Here is a 16121-nt window from a genome sequence, read left to right as displayed (position 1 = left end):
TCCGACGCCGCTTACCAAAGCGGCGTTTTTTATGGTCAAGGCCGTCTGAAATCAAGCAGCCGGATTTCAAAAATTCCCCGTCGTTCATTCCGTCTTCGCATATTCGCACCAACGATACGATTCTCATCAAACCTCTTGCAAACAAAAAGGCCGTCTGAAACGGCTATGTTTCAGACGGCCTCAAACAATCTTAACTCATTCTGCCTACACCATGCCAACTTTATCCTTACGGCAAAGCAGTGTAATCAAATCGCAGATACGCCGTTTCATTGAGCGGCGGTCGACAATCTGGTCAATGGCGCCTTTTTCCAGCAGGAACTCGGCCCGCTGAAAACCCTCCGGCAGCGTTTCGCGCACGGTCTGCTCGATAACGCGCGGACCGGCAAAACCAATCAGGGCATTCGGTTCGGCTAGAACCACATCGCCCAAGAAAGCAAAACTGGCCGATACGCCGCCCATCGTCGGATCGGTCAGCACGGAAATAAACGGCAGCCCTTTTTCGGTCAGCAGGTGCAAAGCAGCGCTGGTTTTGGTCATCTGCATCAACGAATTTACACCTTCCTGCATCCGCGCGCCACCGGAGGCAGCCACACAAATGAACGGGCAGCTATCGGCTACCGCACGGCGCACGCCTTGTACGAAACGTTCGCCGACCACAGATCCCATCGAACCGCCGATAAAACGGAACTCAAACGCTGCCACAACCACAGGCAGTCCGTTCATCATCCCCTTCATCACCACCAGCGCATCATCTTCACCCGTGGCTTTGCGGGCGGCGGTCAGTCGGTCGGGATATTTCTTACTGTCTTTGAATTTCAACGGGTCGGTGGGTTTGACGTTGGCGCCGATTTCCTCGCCACTGCCTTCGTCTAACAACAGATTCAGCCGTTCGCGGGCGGACAACGGGTTGTGGTGGTTGCATTTCGGGCAGACTTGGTGGTTCTGCTGCAATTCGGTCGAATAAATCGTTGCCGAACAGGCAGGACATTTGTGCCACAAGCCTTCCGGAACATTGGACGCAATTTCGCTCTTGCTGCGGTTTTTGATTTTAGGCGGCAGAATCTTGTCTAACCAGCTCATGAATAACTCCTGTTTTCAGACGGCCTCAGGTCCGGCCGTATTCTGGATGAACGTGCGGCAAAGCGGGTGGCCCTGCCCCATATAACGTCCCGTTTGATTTCAGACGGCCTTCACGGCGTCTTTCAATTCCTTGACCAGCGCGCCGACTGCTTCTGCCTCGCGGCCCGCGTTATTTTCGATTTCTTTGACGATGCGGCTGCCAACAATAACGGCATCGGCCACCTTGCCGATTTTGCGTGCGCTCTCAGCATTGTTGATGCCGAAACCTACGCCGATGGGGAGGCTAATATATTTGCGTAAAAGTTCTATTTTACGCGAAACCTCGTCGGTATCCAAACTGGCCGCGCCGGTTACGCCTTTGAGCGAAACGTAATAGACAAACCCGCCCGCGACGGCGGCTATACTGCGGATGCGCTCTTCGGTCGTGGTCGGGGCAATCAGAAAAATGCAATCGATACCGTGCGACTTCAATTCGCCGTGCAGGCCGCCTATGTTCTCTACCGGCGCATCGACAGTCAGTACGCCGTCTACGCCCGCTTCGGCGGCGGCTTCTGCAAAACGGGCGTAACCCATTTTATGCACGGGATTGAAATAACCCATCAATATTACAGGCGTCGTCCGGTCGGTTTGGCGGAATGCGCGCACGATGTCCAGAACATCGTTTAACGACACGCCTTTCGCCAAGGCGCGCTCGGCAGCACGCTGAATGGTCGGGCCGTCGGCCATAGGGTCGGAAAACGGGACGCCCAGCTCGATAATATCCGCCCCGTTGGCGGCGAGGCTGTGCATCAATCCAAGCGTCGTTTCTTTGTCGGGATCGCCGGCGGTAATATAGGAAATCAGTGCCTTTTCGCCGCCCAGCGCGGCAAATGTGGATTGGATTCTGCTCATCGTTTTCTCGTTCGGAATCTGTAAACAATAGCTGCCAAGTATAACCCGAAACAATCAGGCCGTCTGAAAATTTTAAATTTTCAGACGGCCTGTTCCAACCGGAAACGCCATTTAATCAGGCTTATGCTCAATGTATTCCTGTTTGGGGTTTTGCGTATTGCCCGAGGTTACGGTGTACTCGCCCTCGATGATGTCGCCGCCCTCGTCCTGCCGTGAAAACGGCGCCGTGCGGCCGAAAACCGCCGCATTCCCCGCATCCGCATCTGCAATCGGCCGTCCTTTCAACGGCAGCAGCAACAGCAGCGCGAATACTGTCGAAACAAATCCGGGACTCATCAGCAGCAGCGCGGCCACGGCATAACGCACCGGCCACAACATTTGGTACAGCGAAATTTCCTGTCCGCTGCGTACCGCGGCACCTGCCAGCAACAGGCCGGATATACCCGTATGGCGCAACATCATCATCCCGCCGACAAAGCTGACAATCATCAGAAAAAGCGCACCCCCGCCGCCTAGCCAGTCGGCCACCCACACCACCGACATAATTTCCAAAAACAGCAGCACCAAAAAACCGATACCGAAAAACTGCATGGTATGTTTCCTATCCTATTATTTTTCAACAGAATCCAACATAAAGCCGTTTACCATTCTTATCAAGCTGCACGAATGTGAAAAACCGTAATATTGTGTAGAGCAGTAAAGAAAAGTAAAGCAATTAAAATCAAACCGCCGCCGATACGGAGGGAAAGAAAGTTTTGCTATCCTTATGTTCTATGAAAACACAATCCATTCCGACATTGAAAAAATTCGCCGCTGCCGCGGCAACCGCCCTTCTTCTTGCCGCCTGCGCGGGAACCGGCTCCGGTCCCGTTCCCGACGGCCACTACCGCGTACAACGCGGCGACACGCTCTACCGCATCGCCAAACGTTACGGGCAAAGCGTCAGCACGCTGGCCGCATGGAACAACCTGCGCGACACCTCGCAAATCGAGGCCGGACAAGTATTGCGCGTCCGCCGGAACACATCGGGCAGCCGCAGTCCTTCGGCGGCACACGCAACCGCCGAGCGCGCCGTCGTGCCGGTCAACCGCTTGGACATGCAGTGGCCGGTGGAAAACGGCAGCAGCAATGTCATCCAAACCTACGACGGCGCGGGCAGCAAAGGCATAGACATCCGCGGCGAGCAGGGTCAGCCGATTAAAGCGGCGGCGGCGGGCGAAGTATTGTATGCAGGTGAGGAAGTACGCGGTTACGGCAAACTCATCCTCATCAGCCATAATACCGCCACCATCACCGCCTATGCCCACAACGACACCATTCTGGTGCAAAAAGGCCAATCCGTAACGCCGGGACAGCAAATCGCCACAATGGGCAGCAGCGATACCGACATTTTCAAGCTGCATTTCGAAGTCAGGATTAACGGCAAAGCCGTCAATCCCGTGCCCTATCTAACCAAACCTTAAAAATTATTTAAAACAACAATACTGAGGCCGTCTGAAAAGGCTGCGGAACCGAATCCGCGGCCTTTTCAGACGGCCTTTGCACAACAAATCAGGCTTTCGGCAGCGTTACCCCCGTCTGCCCCATATATTTGCCGCTGCGGTCTTTATACGAAGTTTCGCACACTTCGTCGCTCTCGAAAAACAGCACCTGCGCCACGCCTTCACCCGCATAAATTTTGGCGGGCAGCGGAGTGGTATTGGAAAACTCCAGCGTTACGTAACCTTCCCACTCCGGTTCGAACGGCGTTACGTTCACGATAATGCCGCAGCGGGCATAGGTCGATTTGCCCAGACACACGGTCAGCACATTGCGCGGGATACGGAAATATTCGACCGTACGCGCCAGTGCAAACGAGTTCGGTGGAATGATGCAGCAGTCGTCTTCCACGGTAACGAAGTTTTTTGGGTCAAAGTTTTTCGGATCGACGATGGTGCTGTTGATATTGGTGAAAATTTTAAATTCGTTGGCACAGCGGATGTCGTAACCGTAGCTTGACGTGCCGTAGGAAATAATGCGCCTGCCGTCGGCCTCTTTAATCTGGTTCGGCTCGAAAGGGTCTATCATGCCGTGCTCTTCGCTCATGCGGCGTATCCATTTATCGGATTTGATGCTCATAATGATTTTCCTGTGAATGGTTTTCAGACGGCCTTCCGTTTTCCCGAGGCCGTCTGAAACGGTTATTTTGCCTTGGCCGATTTTTTCGGCAGCTTCACTTCCACGATATTGCCCCTGTCGTACTTCATCACGAACAGGGAGCTGCCGTCCTTAACGGCGGTAATTTTTCCGTGGGCAAAGCCGTCTTTAAACGTTCCGTCCAGCGACATATCGCGGAATTTGCTGCTGCCGGAAGAGAACGGTTCCAAAAAGATTTCTTCTCCGGCGGACACGGTATAAACGCCTTTGCCGTCAAACCTGCCCTTTTTGAATCCGCCGGTATAACTGCGTCCTCCCTGCAGCTCCACACGCCTTTGCCTTCGGGTTTGCCGTCTTTGCCGACATCCCCTTCGTAACGGCAGCCGCTGCCCTGATACGGGCTGATAACCGCCGCCGCAACCGGTTGCAGCAACACTGCGGCCAAAAGCGGCAACACCAAATATTTCGACATATTATTGTTCCTTATCCGCTGTATTTTCAGACGGCCTCCACCCTCATCAGGCCGTCTGAAATCAATCCTGCCAGCCGCCCAGATAAGACACCAGCTCTTCCAGCATGGTGCTGACGGCTTCGGTCATCAGAATCTGCGAGGCAAACGTCATGCTGGCCGCGTCGTCGCCATGCGTCTCCGCCTCTTCCTGCAATACGTCCAGATATTGAATGCGCTTGAGCGTAAAGTCCTGCGTCAGTACGAACGCAATCTGTTCGCGCCACACCAAGCCCAGTTGGGTCACGGTTTTGCCGTTCTTGACGTGTTGCACCACTTCGTCGGCGGTCAAATCCTGTTTGGACACTTTCACTACCGGTACAACGTCACCCACGCCTTTGAGTTCGCAATCGCTGTCCAACTCGAAACCGCCTTCGCAATGCCCGTTCAGCAGCCAGCTTGTCATCAGGCCGGAGGGCGACTGTTTGGTATTCGGCAACGACGCCTCCAACCCACCCAATGCCTCGCGCAGCTTGGTCAGCACGTTCTCGGCTTTGGCGGAAGCGGCATTGTTGACCAGCAAAAAGCCTCGTCTGGTATCGAAAATCGCCTGCGTGCGGCTGCTGCGGGTAAAGGCGCGGGGCAGCAAATCATCGGTAATTTGTTCTTTTAATTCCTGTTTCTCCTTACGGCCGACATTACGCGCTTCATTGTTTTGGATTTCCAAGACCTTATCGTCCAAAATATCGCGGATAACGCCCGCGGGCAGCACTTTTTCCTCTTTCTTCAAAGCCACGCGCCAAGTGTAATCGGCAGGAAAAACCAGTTCGGGAGAAAACGGAACCGGTGCGGCAAATCCCTCGCTGAACCACTCCAAACCCTGACAGCGGGCAAATTCCGACTCGCCAAGCTTGTCGGCCAGCGTTTCCAATTCGGGCAGTTTGTCTTTATTCAGCGGATAAAAACTGATTTGCTTAAACCACATGGTTTGTTTTCCTTTTATTAAAAGCGGCATTATACAGGATACGGACAACCGGTCAGGCCGTCTGAAAAAATTTCAGACGGCCTGACCGGTTGTCTTAAGCAAAGCGATTGACAGCATATAGGCGTTTCTGTATAGTTCCGTATCCCTCAAACGCGCCCATCGTCTAGAGGCCTAGGACACTGCCCTTTCACGGCGGCAACCGGGGTTCGAATCCCCGTGGGCGTGCCAGTTTCTTTTAAAGCACAGCTTGCACAGGCTGTGCTTTTTCATTATCCGTTTCCCCGCTTTCGCCGCCCAATCAAGCCGTCTTTACTTAATTTCAATAAGCTTTTCTTTACAAAGCGTTTTATATAACACATTGTTTAAAAGAAAATTTATTGTTCCCCAATGCCCATCCGGCAGGCGTTTGGGGCCTTTCGGACGGCCCAAGGCAAGACAAACCGCGCTTTCTCTGTTATGGTGGCGGCTGCAAACTCCGGCAACCGGCCGGCTTTATGCTGTACAACATATAGGAGTAATAATTGATGAATGCAAATTTGAAACTGGTTCTGCCCGCCCTGCTGGCTGCCGCAACCCTGTCTGCCTGCAGCGTTTTCGGCGATAAATCGAAATCCGAATCGAAACCCGCTCCGGCACCGGCCGAACAGGCTGCCGCACAGACTCCGCAAAATCTGCCCGAGCCGCCTACCGTAAACGTCGACTCCATCGACGCGCGTAAAGAAGTGGCCTATAAATGCGGCGAAGAATCATTGAGCGTGATGTACGGTATGAAAAACAACGAAGTCGTCGTCGCCCAAGTGAAATACCGCGAACAAGTTACTCCGGGCCTGTTCCGCGTTACCGCCAACACCAACGACCAAAACGCTTTCTGGGGCCAGGGCATCGCATGGATTGCCGGTAAAGCCGACGCCTCCAACGTAGACAAAGTGGACGGCAACATGCTGACCCTGCGCGGTGCGCAAACCGTTAACGGTAAACCGCAGCTTGTCGATCAAATCGTCGTCAAAGGCTGCGTATTGGATAAGGCGGCCACAGCCAAACTGAACAAATCCGCCGCTGCAAAACCTGCGTCCAAAGGCACTAAAGGCAAAAAATAAGTTTCGGGATTAATTTTTTAAGTATCCACGGCAAAGGCCGTCTGAAAAAGTTTTCAGACGGCCTTTTCGTATGGTTCGGCCTATTTCGACATCATCAGATACTCAATCAGCACGTTCTTGAAAATAAATCCGAATATGCCGAGCCCCAGCACGAGAAACAGCATAACCATACCGAACTTGCCCGCTTTGGATTCTTTGCCCAAATTCCAAATGATGAAACCCAGAAAAATCACCAAACCGGACAGACATATCTTTAACGCCCAATCGGAAAATTCGGCCTCGCTCATTGTTTATTCCTTCCTGCCGAGGGTCTGCCGGCAATCGATTATCAACAGACCTAAGTGTGTACGATATAATTCAGACGGCCTCTCAAAAAGGATAAGGCCGTCTGAATCCTTGTTTTTATTTTAAATTACGCCATTGCCTGTTGCAAATCGGCAATCAGGTCGTCGGGGTATTCCAAGCCGATGGCGAGGCGCAGCAGGCCGGGCCGGATGCCTGCGGCCTGTTTGTCTTCGGGCGACATGCGGCCGTGGGTGGTTGTCCACGGATGGGTAATGGTCGAGCGCACGTCCCCCAGATTGGCGGTTTTGGAAAACAGTTCCACTTTGTCGAGCAATGACCACGCCGCGTCTTTGCCGTCGACTTCGAAACCGACCACGATACCGCCGCCGAGCTGTTGTTTCGCCGCCAGCGCCGCCTGCGGATGGCTGGGCAGGCCAGAATAGTAGACGGCTTTGACTTGGGGCTGTTCGCTCAGCCACCGTGCGATTTTCAGCGCGCCTGCAAACTGTTTTTCCATACGCACCGACAATGTTTCCACGCCGCTCAACAAAACCCAGGCGTTAAACGGCGACATCGCCAAACCGCAGGAATTGCAGTACATCGCCACCTGCGTCATCAGTTCTTCCGAACCGGACAACACGCCGCCCATCACGCGGCCGTGGCCGTCGATGGCTTTGGTGGCCGACTGTACGGAGATGTCCGCCCCGTGTTTCAAAGGCTGCTGGCCGACGGGCGAAAGGAAGCTGTTGTCCACCACCAGCAGCGCGCCGGCGGCATGGGCGATTTCGGACAGCGCCTCCAAATCGGCCACTTCGTTCAGCGGGTTCGACGGGGTTTCCAAAAACAGCAGTTTGGTGTTTTCCTTAACTGCCGCCCGCCATTCGGACAAATCGGTTTGGGACACATAGCTTACTTTGATGCCGAACTTGGTCACGATGTTATTGATAAAGCCCGCGGTCGTACCGAACAGACTGCGGCTGGAGACGACATGGTCGCCTGCTTTGAGGAAGGTGAAAAACGACGCCTGAATCGCCGACATGCCGGTCGAAGTCGCCACCGAACGCTCCGCGCCTTCCAATGCCGAAATGCGCTGCTCGAAGGCCACAATCGTGGGATTGGCGGTACGGGTATAGGTGAAGCCTTTGATTTCTTTGGCAAACAACGCCGCACCCTGCTGTGCGCTTTCAAACATGAAACTGCTGGTCAGAAACAACGCCTGATTGTGTTCGCGGTATTGCGTCTGCTCTTTGCCGCCGCGGATGGCCAAGGTTTGCGGGTGAAGTGTTTTGCTCATGTCCGTTCCAATCTGTAAAACCGCGCCCGTTTCCGGTTGGGAACGCGATAGGTTAATTTGTTAACATTCTGCGCCAATCCGCTACGCTTTTCAAGACGGCAACAAGTTATATCCATATAACGAAGCTAACGAAAAGGCCGTCTGAAACTTTTTCAGACGGCCTTTTAATCGGACTACAACACTTTTACGATGCTTTCGCACAGGTAGTCGATGTTGTCATCGGTAATGCCGGCGACGTTGATGCGGCCGGAGCGCACGGCGTAGATGGCGAACTCGTTTTTCAGACGGTCGACTTGTTCGGGCGTGAGGCCGCTGAAGGAGAACATGCCGTTTTGTTCAATGATGAAATCGAAGTCTTGAGCCGCGCCTTTGGTTTTAAGCAGCTCGACGAATTTTTGGCGCATGGCTTTGATGCGGCCGCGCATTTCGTCGAGTTCGGCAATCCATCGGGCTTTCAAATCCGCGTCTTTCAACACTAAGGCGATGGTGTTCGCGCCATGTGAGGCGGGATTGGAGTAGAGGGTACGGATGATGGTTTTGACTTGGCTGTGGGCGCGTGCGGCGGTTGCTTCGTCTTCTGCGACCAAGGTGAATGCGCCGACGCGTTCGTTGTACATGCCGAAGTTTTTGGAATAGGAGCTGGCGATGAGCAATTCTTTGTTGTATTTCAAGAAAGTGCGCAAGCCGTGTGCATCTTCTTCTAGGCCGTTGCCGAAGCCTTGGTAGGCAAAGTCAAACAGGGGCAGCCAGCCTTTTTCGGCGGAGAGTTTGGCGAGGGTTTCCCATTGTTCGGGCGTGGGGTCGATGCCGGTGGGGTTGTGGCAACAGCCGTGCAACAGGACGACGTCGCCTTTTTGCGCTTGGCCGAGGTCTTCAATCATGCCGTCCCAGTCCAAGCCGTGTTTGGCGGCGTCGTAGTAGCGGTAGGGCTTGTCTTGGATGCCGACGGCTTTGAAGATGGCGTTGTGGTTGGGCCATGTGGGGTTGGAAATCCAGACGGTTTGTGCGTTCAACTGACGTTTGGCGAACTCGGCGGCAATACGCAATGCGCCTGTGCCGCCGAGGCTTTGGGCGGTTTTGGCGCGGCGGCTGGCGACGATTTCGTGGTCTGCGCCAAAGAGGAGGATTTGGGTTTGCTCGTTGTAGTCGGCAACGCCGTCGATGGTGAGGTAGTTTTTGGTGGTTTCGCTCTCGAGCAGGCGTTTTTCGGCTTCTTTGATGGCTTTGACAATGGGGGTCGCGCCGGATGCGTCTTTATAAACGCCGATGCCGAGGTTGACTTTTTCGGGACGGGTTTCGGCTTTGAATGCTTCGCCCAAGCCTAAGATGGGGTCGGCGGGAGCGGCTTCGATGTGCTTGAAGAACATGGTTTTCCTCTAATCGGGCAGTGTGAAAAATGGTAGGATTTCTGGCAGAGAATTTTACGCCGATTCATGTCGTCTGAAAACCGCCGCCCCGTTTCAGACGGCCTTGTCCCAAAAAAGCGGGCTGTCATCCAGCCCGCCGTCATGTTTTCAGCCGGTATTTACCGCCCGTCTTCCGGTTCCGGCTCGGGTATTTCGAACACCTGCCGCAGATAGGCGAGGAAGGTGTTGTTGGTGGTCATGGTCTTGCCGGGCGTGTCGGACAATTTGGCCACCGACTGGCCGTTGCATTCGACCAGTTTCAGCACGATATTGAGCGGAACATGGCCCATGTCGTTGGTGAGGTTGGTGCCGATGCCGAAGCTGGTTTTGAAACGGCCTTTGAAATACTGGTGCAGCGCCCACGAGCGTTCGATGTCGAGGCCGTCTGAAAAGGTAAGCATTTTGGTGCGGCTGTCGATTTTGAGTTTTTTGTAGTGGGCATAGGCTTTGTCGCCCCATTCGTAGGGGTCGCCGCTGTCGTGGCGCAGGCCGTCGAAAAGTTTGGCGAAGTAGAGGTCGAAGTCGCGCAGGAAGGCGTCCATGCCGACCACGTCGGTCAGGGCGATACCCAAGTCGCCGCGGTATTCGTGTACCCAGCTTTCCAAGGCCGCGCGCTGGAAGTCGCGCAGGCGCGAATCGAAGGCTTGGAAAGCCTGTAAAAATTCGTGCGCCATCGTACCGATGGGGGTGATGCCGAGCTTTTTGGCCAAATAGACGTTGCTGGTGCCGCGTACGATGTCGGGTGCGGCTTCAAGCAAGGTGCGGATGACGTGCTCCTGCCACGCAAGGTTGTAGCGGCGGCGCGTACCGAAATCGGAAATGAGAAACGGCGGGTCGGCGGGGTTCTGCTGTACGGCCAGCTCTTTCAGACGGCCTGCCTTTTCTTGCAGGCGGCGTTCGCCTTCGGCCATGACTTCGGGCGTTTCCAAGCGGCGGAAATACAGTTCGTTGACGATAGACAGAATGTAGATTTCAAAGAACATGGCCTGAATCATCGGGCCTTCGATGCGGATGTTCAGACGGCCTTTCTCGTCGCTCCAATGAGTAACGAAACGGCGTTTGAGCTGAAACAGCTCCAAATAATCGACGAAATCGCTTTTGATAAAACGCAGGCGGCGCAGGTAATCCAGCTCGTCGTCTTGAAAGCGCAGCATACACAACGCTTCCAGTTCGCGCTCGAAATCTTCCCGGATGTCCGCCAGCGGATAAACGGTGGTCTCGTTGCGGCAGCGGAACTCATACACGCTGTGCGCCTGCGGGAACTGGTGCAACATGACCTGCAACATGGTGAATTTATATAAATCGGTATCGAGCAGGGATTGGATTATCGGTGTCATATCGTTTGTCCGCTGTTGGAAAATATCGGGAAAAATGGAATGGGAACGCGGCCGACGCGGTATCCGGCGTCCGGATGCGTTCCGATATTGTTTACAATGTTCAATATTGACCTGCAATATTTCAAATAGTTTCGTCCGCAGCAGCTTCCGTTTCTTCGTTTTTTAAATGAATTTCGATTTCGCCGTAGCTTTCGGGCTGCACAACCCTGACCAGCCCCTCTTTCGCCAGTTCCAGCAGCGCGATGAAATTGACCACCAGATAGGCTGCGCCCTGCTCCGGCCGGAACAGGGCGGAAAACCGGCTGAAACCTTTTTCGTTCAAAATCCGCAGAATCGACGTCATCTGCGCGCGCACCGAGATGGCTTCACGCACTACTTCGTGGCTGCGCGTATGCTTGGCGCGGGAAAGGATGCCGAGCCAGGCCTGCGTCAGGTCGGCGACATAAACTTCGGGCAGCTTGGCTTCGACGGCGATTTCCAGCGGCAGGTATGCCCAAGCGAAATCGCGCCCCGCCCGCGGCAGCGCGTCCAACCCCTGCGCCGCGAGTTTCATCTGCTCGTAAGCCAAGAGCCTGCGCACCAGTTCCGCGCGCGGGTCGGCCTCTTCCTCTTCCGCCTCTTGCGGACGCGGCAGCAGCAGGCGCGATTTGATTTCAATCAGCACCGCCGCCATCAGCAGGTATTCCGCCGCCAAATCAAACTGATAGGCTTCCATTTGGGCAATGTAGTGCAGATATTGCTCGGTGATTTTCACCATCGGAATATCGAGCACGTCGATGTTTTGCTTGCGGATCAGGTACAGCAGCAAATCCAGCGGCCCCTGAAAACTGCCCAGCACCACTTTCAGCGCGTCCGGCGGGATGAACAAATCCTGCGGCACATCGGTAACGGGTTGGCCGAACACCCATGCAATGGTATTTTCAGACGGCATCGGCGGTTGTGCGGACGGCGCGGCGGTACCGGCGGCGAAGTCGGGCTGCGGCATCATCGCGTTTTCCCTTTTCCGGTGTTTTCAGACGGCCTCATACCGGCCGCCACCGCATCTACCGCCGCCTGCGCGCAATACAGGCCGAACGTTGCCGTTACCAGCATACTCGCCCCGTAACCCGCGCACGACAACCCCTGCGGCGACGCGTCCGCCGCACACGTGCCGCCCGACTGCGGCGGCGTGATGTTTTCGGTGGAATAAACGCACGGCACGCGCATTTTTTCCTTCGTGTCGCGACTGAAGCCGTAACGCTTGCGCAGCGTGTAGCGTAGGTTGGCCAACAGCGGGTCGTGCGTTACCTTAGACAAATCGGCGGTGCGGATAAGCGCGGGATTTTTCTGCCCGCCCGCGCCGCCGCTGATGATGAAAGGCCGGCCGCTGCGCACGAAATATGCGGCCATCGCCGCTTTCACGCGCACCTGGTCGATGGCGTCGATAACGAAGTCAAAAGGCCGTCTGAAAATTGTTTCCAGATTGTTTTCGTCCACAAAATCCTCGATTTCCTCCACCTCGCACTGCGGGTTGATTTGCAGGATGCGTTCGTGCAGCGCCGTTACTTTCGGCTTGCCGAAATCGTCGGTCAGCGCATGGAGCTGGCGGTTGACGTTGGACTCGGCCACATTGTCCAAGTCAATCAGGGTCAGCCGGCCGATACCCGTGCGCGCCAGCGCCTCGACCGCCCACGAACCGACGCCGCCCACGCCGACCACGCAGACATGCGCCTTGCGGAAACGTTGCAGCGCATCGTCGCCGTACAGCCGCGCGATACCGCCGAAACGGCGTGAAAACAAGAAATCGGTATCGGACATATTCTGCCTTGCGGTGGGTCAAAAATCGGTAGGAAAGGGCTGGAAATATTGTTCGGACGCATTATACTTGAAAGCGCGGGGGCTGTTGCACAATGCGGAAATAACAGCCATAATCGAAACTCACTTTACAACCCTGCCGCTTGATGCGGTGCGCCAAGGAGAATGAATATGTACAAACATTTAGTTGTTGCTGTCGACGGCAGCGAAACCGCTCTGAATGCGTTGAAACATGCAGCCGATCTGGCAAGCTCGGTCCAAGCCCGCCTGTCGCTGGTCCATGTGGCCAATCCGGCCGAATACATGGCGCTCGCGCCCGAATTCCTCCAGCACGAAAGCTATGAAGCCGCTGCGGTGGCGCAAGGCAACGAAGTTTTGGACTTCGCGGAGAAAACGGCGGCGGGATACGGCGTGACCGATGTTGTGAAGTACCTGCTCGTCGCCAACAAAGGCGCGCGCGAAATGGCGCAGGATTTGGTGGATTACGCCGATGAAAACGGGGCCGACCTTCTGGTATTGGGTACCCACGGCCGCACCGGCCTGATGCACCTCCTGATGGGCAGCTTTGCCGAAACTGTCATGCGTCAGAGCCACCTGCCGCTGCTGATTATCCGTAGTAAAGCGGAAGAAGAGGCTTGAATCGGGAATACCCCGCAAGCCAAAGGCACTAAAGGAGCCGATAATAGCGAGAGGCCGTCTGAAATCCAGTTTCAGACGGCCTCTCGGCGTTTTAGCCGGATTGGCAAGTAACGGCCTTTGCATCCTTTAAAACAAACGGCCGCATATCCCCGCCTACCAAAGGTTAAACCACTCTTTATCCTGCTGTTTTTTCCTACTGCCGCCCTGCCCGTTCTGCACTTCGCGCTGTTCCCGACGGTAATCCCACGGCGCCTGCGGGTGCAGCCCGTTCCACAATCCGTTGCGACTCTGCCGCGCATTTTCCTGGGCGGCGGCATAGGCGGCGTAGTCCGTTTTTTTCTGTTTTTTCGCGGCATAGGCATTGTAATGCCATGCCGCGCCATCCCGAATCTGCATCAGGTTCAAGTCCTCGCCGTCCATGCGGACCTGCGCGACTTCCCGCCCGTAGCGGTCAAGCTCGAAAACGGTAACATTCACGTTTTCGCCGTCCGCCGCCCTTTTCAGGTTTTGATGCGAACGGGTGCCGTAAGCCTGCTGCAATTCGGGCGCGTCGATATAGGCCAAGCGGATTTTATGTTTGAGGCCGTCGCTGTCGGTAACGTGCAGGGTGTCGCCGTCGGATACGGAGCTTACGCGGCCGGTATAGGCCTGTTTGCTTATGCTCTTTCTGCGCTCCGGCTGTTTTTGCCGTACTACGGACGACAGCAGCTCGGTCAGGTCTTCGGGAACGGCGCCGCTGATTTTCCGTGCGGCGGCAAGGCCCGTGTCCAGCCATTCCGTCTGCCCGCTGCCGAGCACACCGAGCAATGCGATGATGATTGCGGCCTTTTTGAACATAATCGGGTTTTCTCCGTATGATATTTGAACAATCAGGCCGTCTGAAAAATTTTCAGACGGCCTATCCTGTTTTTAAACTGATTTTTCAGGCATTATCGGGTTCAAGTCAGTTTTGGCCGGGCAGGATGACTTTCGCGCCCTGTTCGGTACCCAATATCAGCACGTCGGCGGCGTTATGGCCGAAGATGCCGTTTTCCACCACGCCGGTAATGCGGTTGATTTCGTCTTCCATGCTGACCGGACGGTCGATGTACAGGCCGTGTACGTCTACAATCTGATTGCCGTTGAAAGTAGTGAAACCGACGCGCAGTTCCGGTTCGCCGCCCATCGCCACCAGCTTGCGCGACACCAGCGAACGCGCATGGGGGATGACTTCCACCGGCAGCGGGAATTTGCCCAAACGGGATACATATTTGCTTTCGTCGGCAATGCAGACGAATTTATCAGACGCGCTGGCGACGATTTTTTCGTTCAGATGCGCGCCGCCGCCGCCTTTAATCATTTGCAGCATACGGTTGACTTCGTCCGCGCCGTCCACATACACCGCCAAACCGGACACGTCGGACAAGGATACTTCGGGAATGCCGTATTTTGCCAAAAGTTCGCTGGATTTCACGGAAGTGGAAACCGCCCCTTTAATCTGTTTGCCGCTTTTGCCCAAAGCCTCGATGAAGATATTGATGGTCGAGCCGGTACCGATGCCGATGTATTCGTTTTCAGGTACGAATTCCACTGCTTTTTCAGCAGCAACGCGTTTCAGTTCGTCTTGAGTAGCCATAATGTTTTTCCTAATCGGTTGGGGGAAGGTAGATTGTTTCGATACTAACACTTTTCATGCCGCCAGTCATGGGGTATCGGCTTTTTGCAGCAACACCGCCGCCTGTGCCTCGATGGCCTCCATGCGCCCCAAGTAACCGAGTTTTTCGTTGGTTTTGCCTTTGATGTTCACACAGGCCGTCTGAATGCCCAAATCGGCGGCAATGTTGGCGCGCATGGCGGGAATGTGCGGCGCGAGTTTGGGCTTTTGTGCGATGATGGTCGTGTCCACGTTCACAACGCGCCAGCCTAAAGCCTGCACGCTTCTATACGCTTCGCGCAACAATACGCGGCTGTCGGCATCTTTAAACTCGGCGGCGGTATCGGGGAAATGGCTGCCGATGTCGCCCAAGCCCGCCGCGCCGAGTAAAGCGTCGGTAATCGCGTGCAAAAGCGCGTCGGCATCGGAATGACCGAGCAGGCCTTTTTCAAACGGGATCTTTACGCCGCCGAGTATCAAATCGCGGCCTTCGACGAGTTGGTGGACATCGTAGCCTTGTCCGATACGGATATTCATGTTTTGTCCTTTTTTCAATGTCAGGTCGTCTGAAAAACGGGTTGAGCATCTGTTCCCAAAATTGATTTTCTTTAAGCCCTTTTTTCAGACGGCCTCAGTATTTGATTTGATAGGCCGCTTACGAAAACTCGAATATTTCAAAACTCACGGCAGCTTGTTTCCTAACAATCCGAGTTTGCACAAAAAGTCTAAGTTGCGACGATTCAATCTGCCGAGCGTTCCGAAGCCAGATATTCGTCCAACACTTTTACCGCCAATGCCAGCGGCAGGTTAAACTGTCGGCGGATAAGTTTTAAATCCTGGATGCGGCTGCCCGACAAATTCTGCTGCAACCAGCGGTAGGATTCTGCTTTATCGGCATATAGCGCGGCCAGTGCTTTTTGGCCGGCACGTTTTTCCATGCCGTCTGCAAACAGATAAGCGGCTCCGACAAACACCAGCCCATACCATCCTTGCTTCTGTTCGGGCGAATAAAATACGACGACCGCAATAAAGGCGGACAATAAAATCAATTTCAGCCATACGAATGGTTTTTTCATTGCCTCATCCTGACTCAGAA

At 54.7% G+C, this 16121-nt stretch carries 18 protein-coding genes, 1 tRNA gene and 1 pseudogene; 4 read left to right on the top strand and 16 right to left on the bottom strand.

From position 1 onward, the window contains the following. Positions 1-204 precede the first annotated feature (204 nt). From accD to ACI43T_RS08220, 3 genes are all read right to left on the bottom strand, one after another. The gene (accD, locus tag ACI43T_RS08230; protein WP_308025193.1) at positions 205-1080 is read right to left on the bottom strand and encodes an acetyl-CoA carboxylase, carboxyltransferase subunit beta; all 876 of its coding nucleotides are present in this window, start codon (positions 1078-1080) and stop codon (positions 205-207) included. A gap of 99 nt (positions 1081-1179) precedes the next feature. After that, positions 1180-1971, bottom strand: a complete 792-nt coding sequence (gene trpA / locus ACI43T_RS08225) for a tryptophan synthase subunit alpha (RefSeq protein ID WP_405386430.1) — start codon at positions 1969-1971, stop codon at positions 1180-1182. A gap of 111 nt (positions 1972-2082) precedes the next feature. Continuing rightward, positions 2083-2562 carry an FxsA family protein gene (locus tag ACI43T_RS08220; protein WP_405386428.1) on the bottom strand — a complete coding sequence of 160 codons (480 nt, stop codon included), beginning with the start codon at positions 2560-2562 and terminating at the stop codon, positions 2083-2085. Between the two features lie 182 nt (positions 2563-2744). Here ACI43T_RS08220 and ACI43T_RS08215 point away from each other — a divergent pair, with 182 nt between their 5' ends. Further along, positions 2745-3434 (top strand): peptidoglycan DD-metalloendopeptidase family protein, encoded by a 690-nt coding sequence (locus ACI43T_RS08215; RefSeq protein WP_405386426.1) that lies wholly within the window; start codon positions 2745-2747, stop codon positions 3432-3434. An 88-nt stretch (positions 3435-3522) separates the two neighbouring features. Here ACI43T_RS08215 and dcd read toward each other — a convergent pair whose 3' ends face one another. The 3 genes and pseudogenes from dcd to ACI43T_RS08200 all read right to left on the bottom strand — a co-directional run bounded on the left by dcd (position 3523) and on the right by ACI43T_RS08200 (position 5540). Continuing rightward, positions 3523-4089, bottom strand: coding sequence for a dCTP deaminase (gene dcd / locus ACI43T_RS08210; RefSeq protein ID WP_009174036.1), 567 nt, complete (start codon positions 4087-4089; stop codon positions 3523-3525). Positions 4090-4151: 62 nt separating this feature from the next. After that, positions 4152-4579 (bottom strand): annotated as a pseudogene (locus ACI43T_RS08205) (hypothetical protein). Positions 4580-4640: 61 nt separating this feature from the next. Next, the gene (locus ACI43T_RS08200; protein WP_405386423.1) at positions 4641-5540 is read right to left on the bottom strand and encodes a recombination-associated protein RdgC; all 900 of its coding nucleotides are present in this window, start codon (positions 5538-5540) and stop codon (positions 4641-4643) included. 152 nt (positions 5541-5692) lie between these two features. On the opposite strand from ACI43T_RS08200, the gene ACI43T_RS08195 reads away from it, so the two are divergent. Then, positions 5693-5768 (top strand) — tRNA-Glu (locus ACI43T_RS08195). Between the two features lie 296 nt (positions 5769-6064). Next, complete coding sequence (locus ACI43T_RS08190; protein WP_377082209.1) at positions 6065-6637, top strand: hypothetical protein; 573 nt, start codon at positions 6065-6067, stop codon at positions 6635-6637. A gap of 80 nt (positions 6638-6717) precedes the next feature. Here ACI43T_RS08190 and ACI43T_RS08185 read toward each other — a convergent pair whose 3' ends face one another. From ACI43T_RS08185 to ACI43T_RS08160, 6 genes are all read right to left on the bottom strand, one after another. Continuing rightward, positions 6718-6924 carry a DUF2788 domain-containing protein gene (locus ACI43T_RS08185; RefSeq protein ID WP_377082207.1) on the bottom strand — a complete coding sequence of 69 codons (207 nt, stop codon included), beginning with the start codon at positions 6922-6924 and terminating at the stop codon, positions 6718-6720. 125 nt (positions 6925-7049) lie between these two features. Continuing rightward, positions 7050-8216 carry an O-succinylhomoserine sulfhydrylase gene (gene metZ, locus ACI43T_RS08180; protein WP_377082205.1) on the bottom strand — a complete coding sequence of 389 codons (1167 nt, stop codon included), beginning with the start codon at positions 8214-8216 and terminating at the stop codon, positions 7050-7052. Between the two features lie 173 nt (positions 8217-8389). After that, a complete protein-coding gene (locus ACI43T_RS08175; RefSeq protein ID WP_405386420.1) occupies positions 8390-9583 on the bottom strand; it encodes an amino acid aminotransferase in 1194 nt (397 codons plus the stop codon). Between the two features lie 158 nt (positions 9584-9741). Next, complete coding sequence (gene pncB / locus ACI43T_RS08170) at positions 9742-10959, bottom strand: nicotinate phosphoribosyltransferase (RefSeq protein ID WP_297958560.1); 1218 nt, start codon at positions 10957-10959, stop codon at positions 9742-9744. A gap of 121 nt (positions 10960-11080) precedes the next feature. Next, complete coding sequence (locus tag ACI43T_RS08165) at positions 11081-11944, bottom strand: segregation and condensation protein A (RefSeq protein WP_405386465.1); 864 nt, start codon at positions 11942-11944, stop codon at positions 11081-11083. After that, on the bottom strand, positions 11944-12756 hold the full coding sequence (locus ACI43T_RS08160; RefSeq protein WP_405386418.1) for a tRNA threonylcarbamoyladenosine dehydratase: 813 nt from the start codon (positions 12754-12756) through the stop codon (positions 11944-11946). Before ACI43T_RS08160 ends, ACI43T_RS08165 begins: the two co-directional genes overlap by 1 nt. Before the next feature lie 168 nt (positions 12757-12924). Between ACI43T_RS08160 and ACI43T_RS08155 the strand changes: the two genes are divergently transcribed. Beyond that, positions 12925-13392 carry a universal stress protein gene (locus ACI43T_RS08155; protein WP_009174046.1) on the top strand — a complete coding sequence of 156 codons (468 nt, stop codon included), beginning with the start codon at positions 12925-12927 and terminating at the stop codon, positions 13390-13392. 153 nt (positions 13393-13545) lie between these two features. On the opposite strand, the gene ACI43T_RS08150 is transcribed toward ACI43T_RS08155, so the two are convergent. The 4 genes from ACI43T_RS08150 to ACI43T_RS08135 all read right to left on the bottom strand — a co-directional run bounded on the left by ACI43T_RS08150 (position 13546) and on the right by ACI43T_RS08135 (position 16101). Next, entirely contained in the window at positions 13546-14229 is a 684-nt protein-coding gene (locus tag ACI43T_RS08150; protein ID WP_293277529.1) for a thermonuclease family protein, read from the bottom strand. A gap of 106 nt (positions 14230-14335) precedes the next feature. Beyond that, positions 14336-15007 (bottom strand): ribose-5-phosphate isomerase RpiA, encoded by a 672-nt coding sequence (gene rpiA, locus ACI43T_RS08145; protein WP_405386415.1) that lies wholly within the window; start codon positions 15005-15007, stop codon positions 14336-14338. Positions 15008-15073: 66 nt separating this feature from the next. Beyond that, positions 15074-15562, bottom strand: a complete 489-nt coding sequence (gene ispF, locus ACI43T_RS08140) for a 2-C-methyl-D-erythritol 2,4-cyclodiphosphate synthase (protein ID WP_405386413.1) — start codon at positions 15560-15562, stop codon at positions 15074-15076. A 203-nt stretch (positions 15563-15765) separates the two neighbouring features. Continuing rightward, on the bottom strand, positions 15766-16101 hold the full coding sequence (locus tag ACI43T_RS08135; protein WP_405386411.1) for a hypothetical protein: 336 nt from the start codon (positions 16099-16101) through the stop codon (positions 15766-15768). Positions 16102-16121 lie beyond the last annotated feature (20 nt).

The sequence above is a fragment of the Neisseria oralis genome, assembly GCF_045062685.1.
Classification (GTDB): domain Bacteria; phylum Pseudomonadota; class Gammaproteobacteria; order Burkholderiales; family Neisseriaceae; genus Neisseria; species Neisseria oralis.
This window is presented reverse-complemented; position numbering and strand designations above follow the sequence as displayed.

Excerpts from the sequence above, each read along its gene's own strand:
- accD (WP_308025193.1), bottom strand. The coding sequence starts at position 1,080 with ATGAGCTGGTTAGACAAGATTCTGCCGCCTAAAATCAAAAACCGCAGC.
- trpA (WP_405386430.1), bottom strand. The coding sequence starts at position 1,971 with ATGAGCAGAATCCAATCCACATTTGCCGCGCTGGGCGGCGAAAAGGCA.
- ACI43T_RS08220 (WP_405386428.1), bottom strand. The coding sequence starts at position 2,562 with ATGCAGTTTTTCGGTATCGGTTTTTTGGTGCTGCTGTTTTTGGAAATT.
- ACI43T_RS08215 (WP_405386426.1), top strand. The coding sequence starts at position 2,745 with ATGAAAACACAATCCATTCCGACATTGAAAAAATTCGCCGCTGCCGCG.
- dcd (WP_009174036.1), bottom strand. The coding sequence starts at position 4,089 with ATGAGCATCAAATCCGATAAATGGATACGCCGCATGAGCGAAGAGCAC.
- ACI43T_RS08200 (WP_405386423.1), bottom strand. The coding sequence starts at position 5,540 with ATGTGGTTTAAGCAAATCAGTTTTTATCCGCTGAATAAAGACAAACTG.
- ACI43T_RS08190 (WP_377082209.1), top strand. The coding sequence starts at position 6,065 with ATGAATGCAAATTTGAAACTGGTTCTGCCCGCCCTGCTGGCTGCCGCA.
- ACI43T_RS08185 (WP_377082207.1), bottom strand. The coding sequence starts at position 6,924 with ATGAGCGAGGCCGAATTTTCCGATTGGGCGTTAAAGATATGTCTGTCC.
- metZ (WP_377082205.1), bottom strand. The coding sequence starts at position 8,216 with ATGAGCAAAACACTTCACCCGCAAACCTTGGCCATCCGCGGCGGCAAA.
- ACI43T_RS08175 (WP_405386420.1), bottom strand. The coding sequence starts at position 9,583 with ATGTTCTTCAAGCACATCGAAGCCGCTCCCGCCGACCCCATCTTAGGC.
- pncB (WP_297958560.1), bottom strand. The coding sequence starts at position 10,959 with ATGACACCGATAATCCAATCCCTGCTCGATACCGATTTATATAAATTC.
- ACI43T_RS08165 (WP_405386465.1), bottom strand. The coding sequence starts at position 11,944 with ATGCCGCAGCCCGACTTCGCCGCCGGTACCGCCGCGCCGTCCGCACAA.
- ACI43T_RS08160 (WP_405386418.1), bottom strand. The coding sequence starts at position 12,756 with ATGTCCGATACCGATTTCTTGTTTTCACGCCGTTTCGGCGGTATCGCG.
- ACI43T_RS08155 (WP_009174046.1), top strand. The coding sequence starts at position 12,925 with ATGTACAAACATTTAGTTGTTGCTGTCGACGGCAGCGAAACCGCTCTG.
- ACI43T_RS08150 (WP_293277529.1), bottom strand. The coding sequence starts at position 14,229 with ATGTTCAAAAAGGCCGCAATCATCATCGCATTGCTCGGTGTGCTCGGC.
- rpiA (WP_405386415.1), bottom strand. The coding sequence starts at position 15,007 with ATGGCTACTCAAGACGAACTGAAACGCGTTGCTGCTGAAAAAGCAGTG.
- ispF (WP_405386413.1), bottom strand. The coding sequence starts at position 15,562 with ATGAATATCCGTATCGGACAAGGCTACGATGTCCACCAACTCGTCGAA.
- ACI43T_RS08135 (WP_405386411.1), bottom strand. The coding sequence starts at position 16,101 with ATGAAAAAACCATTCGTATGGCTGAAATTGATTTTATTGTCCGCCTTT.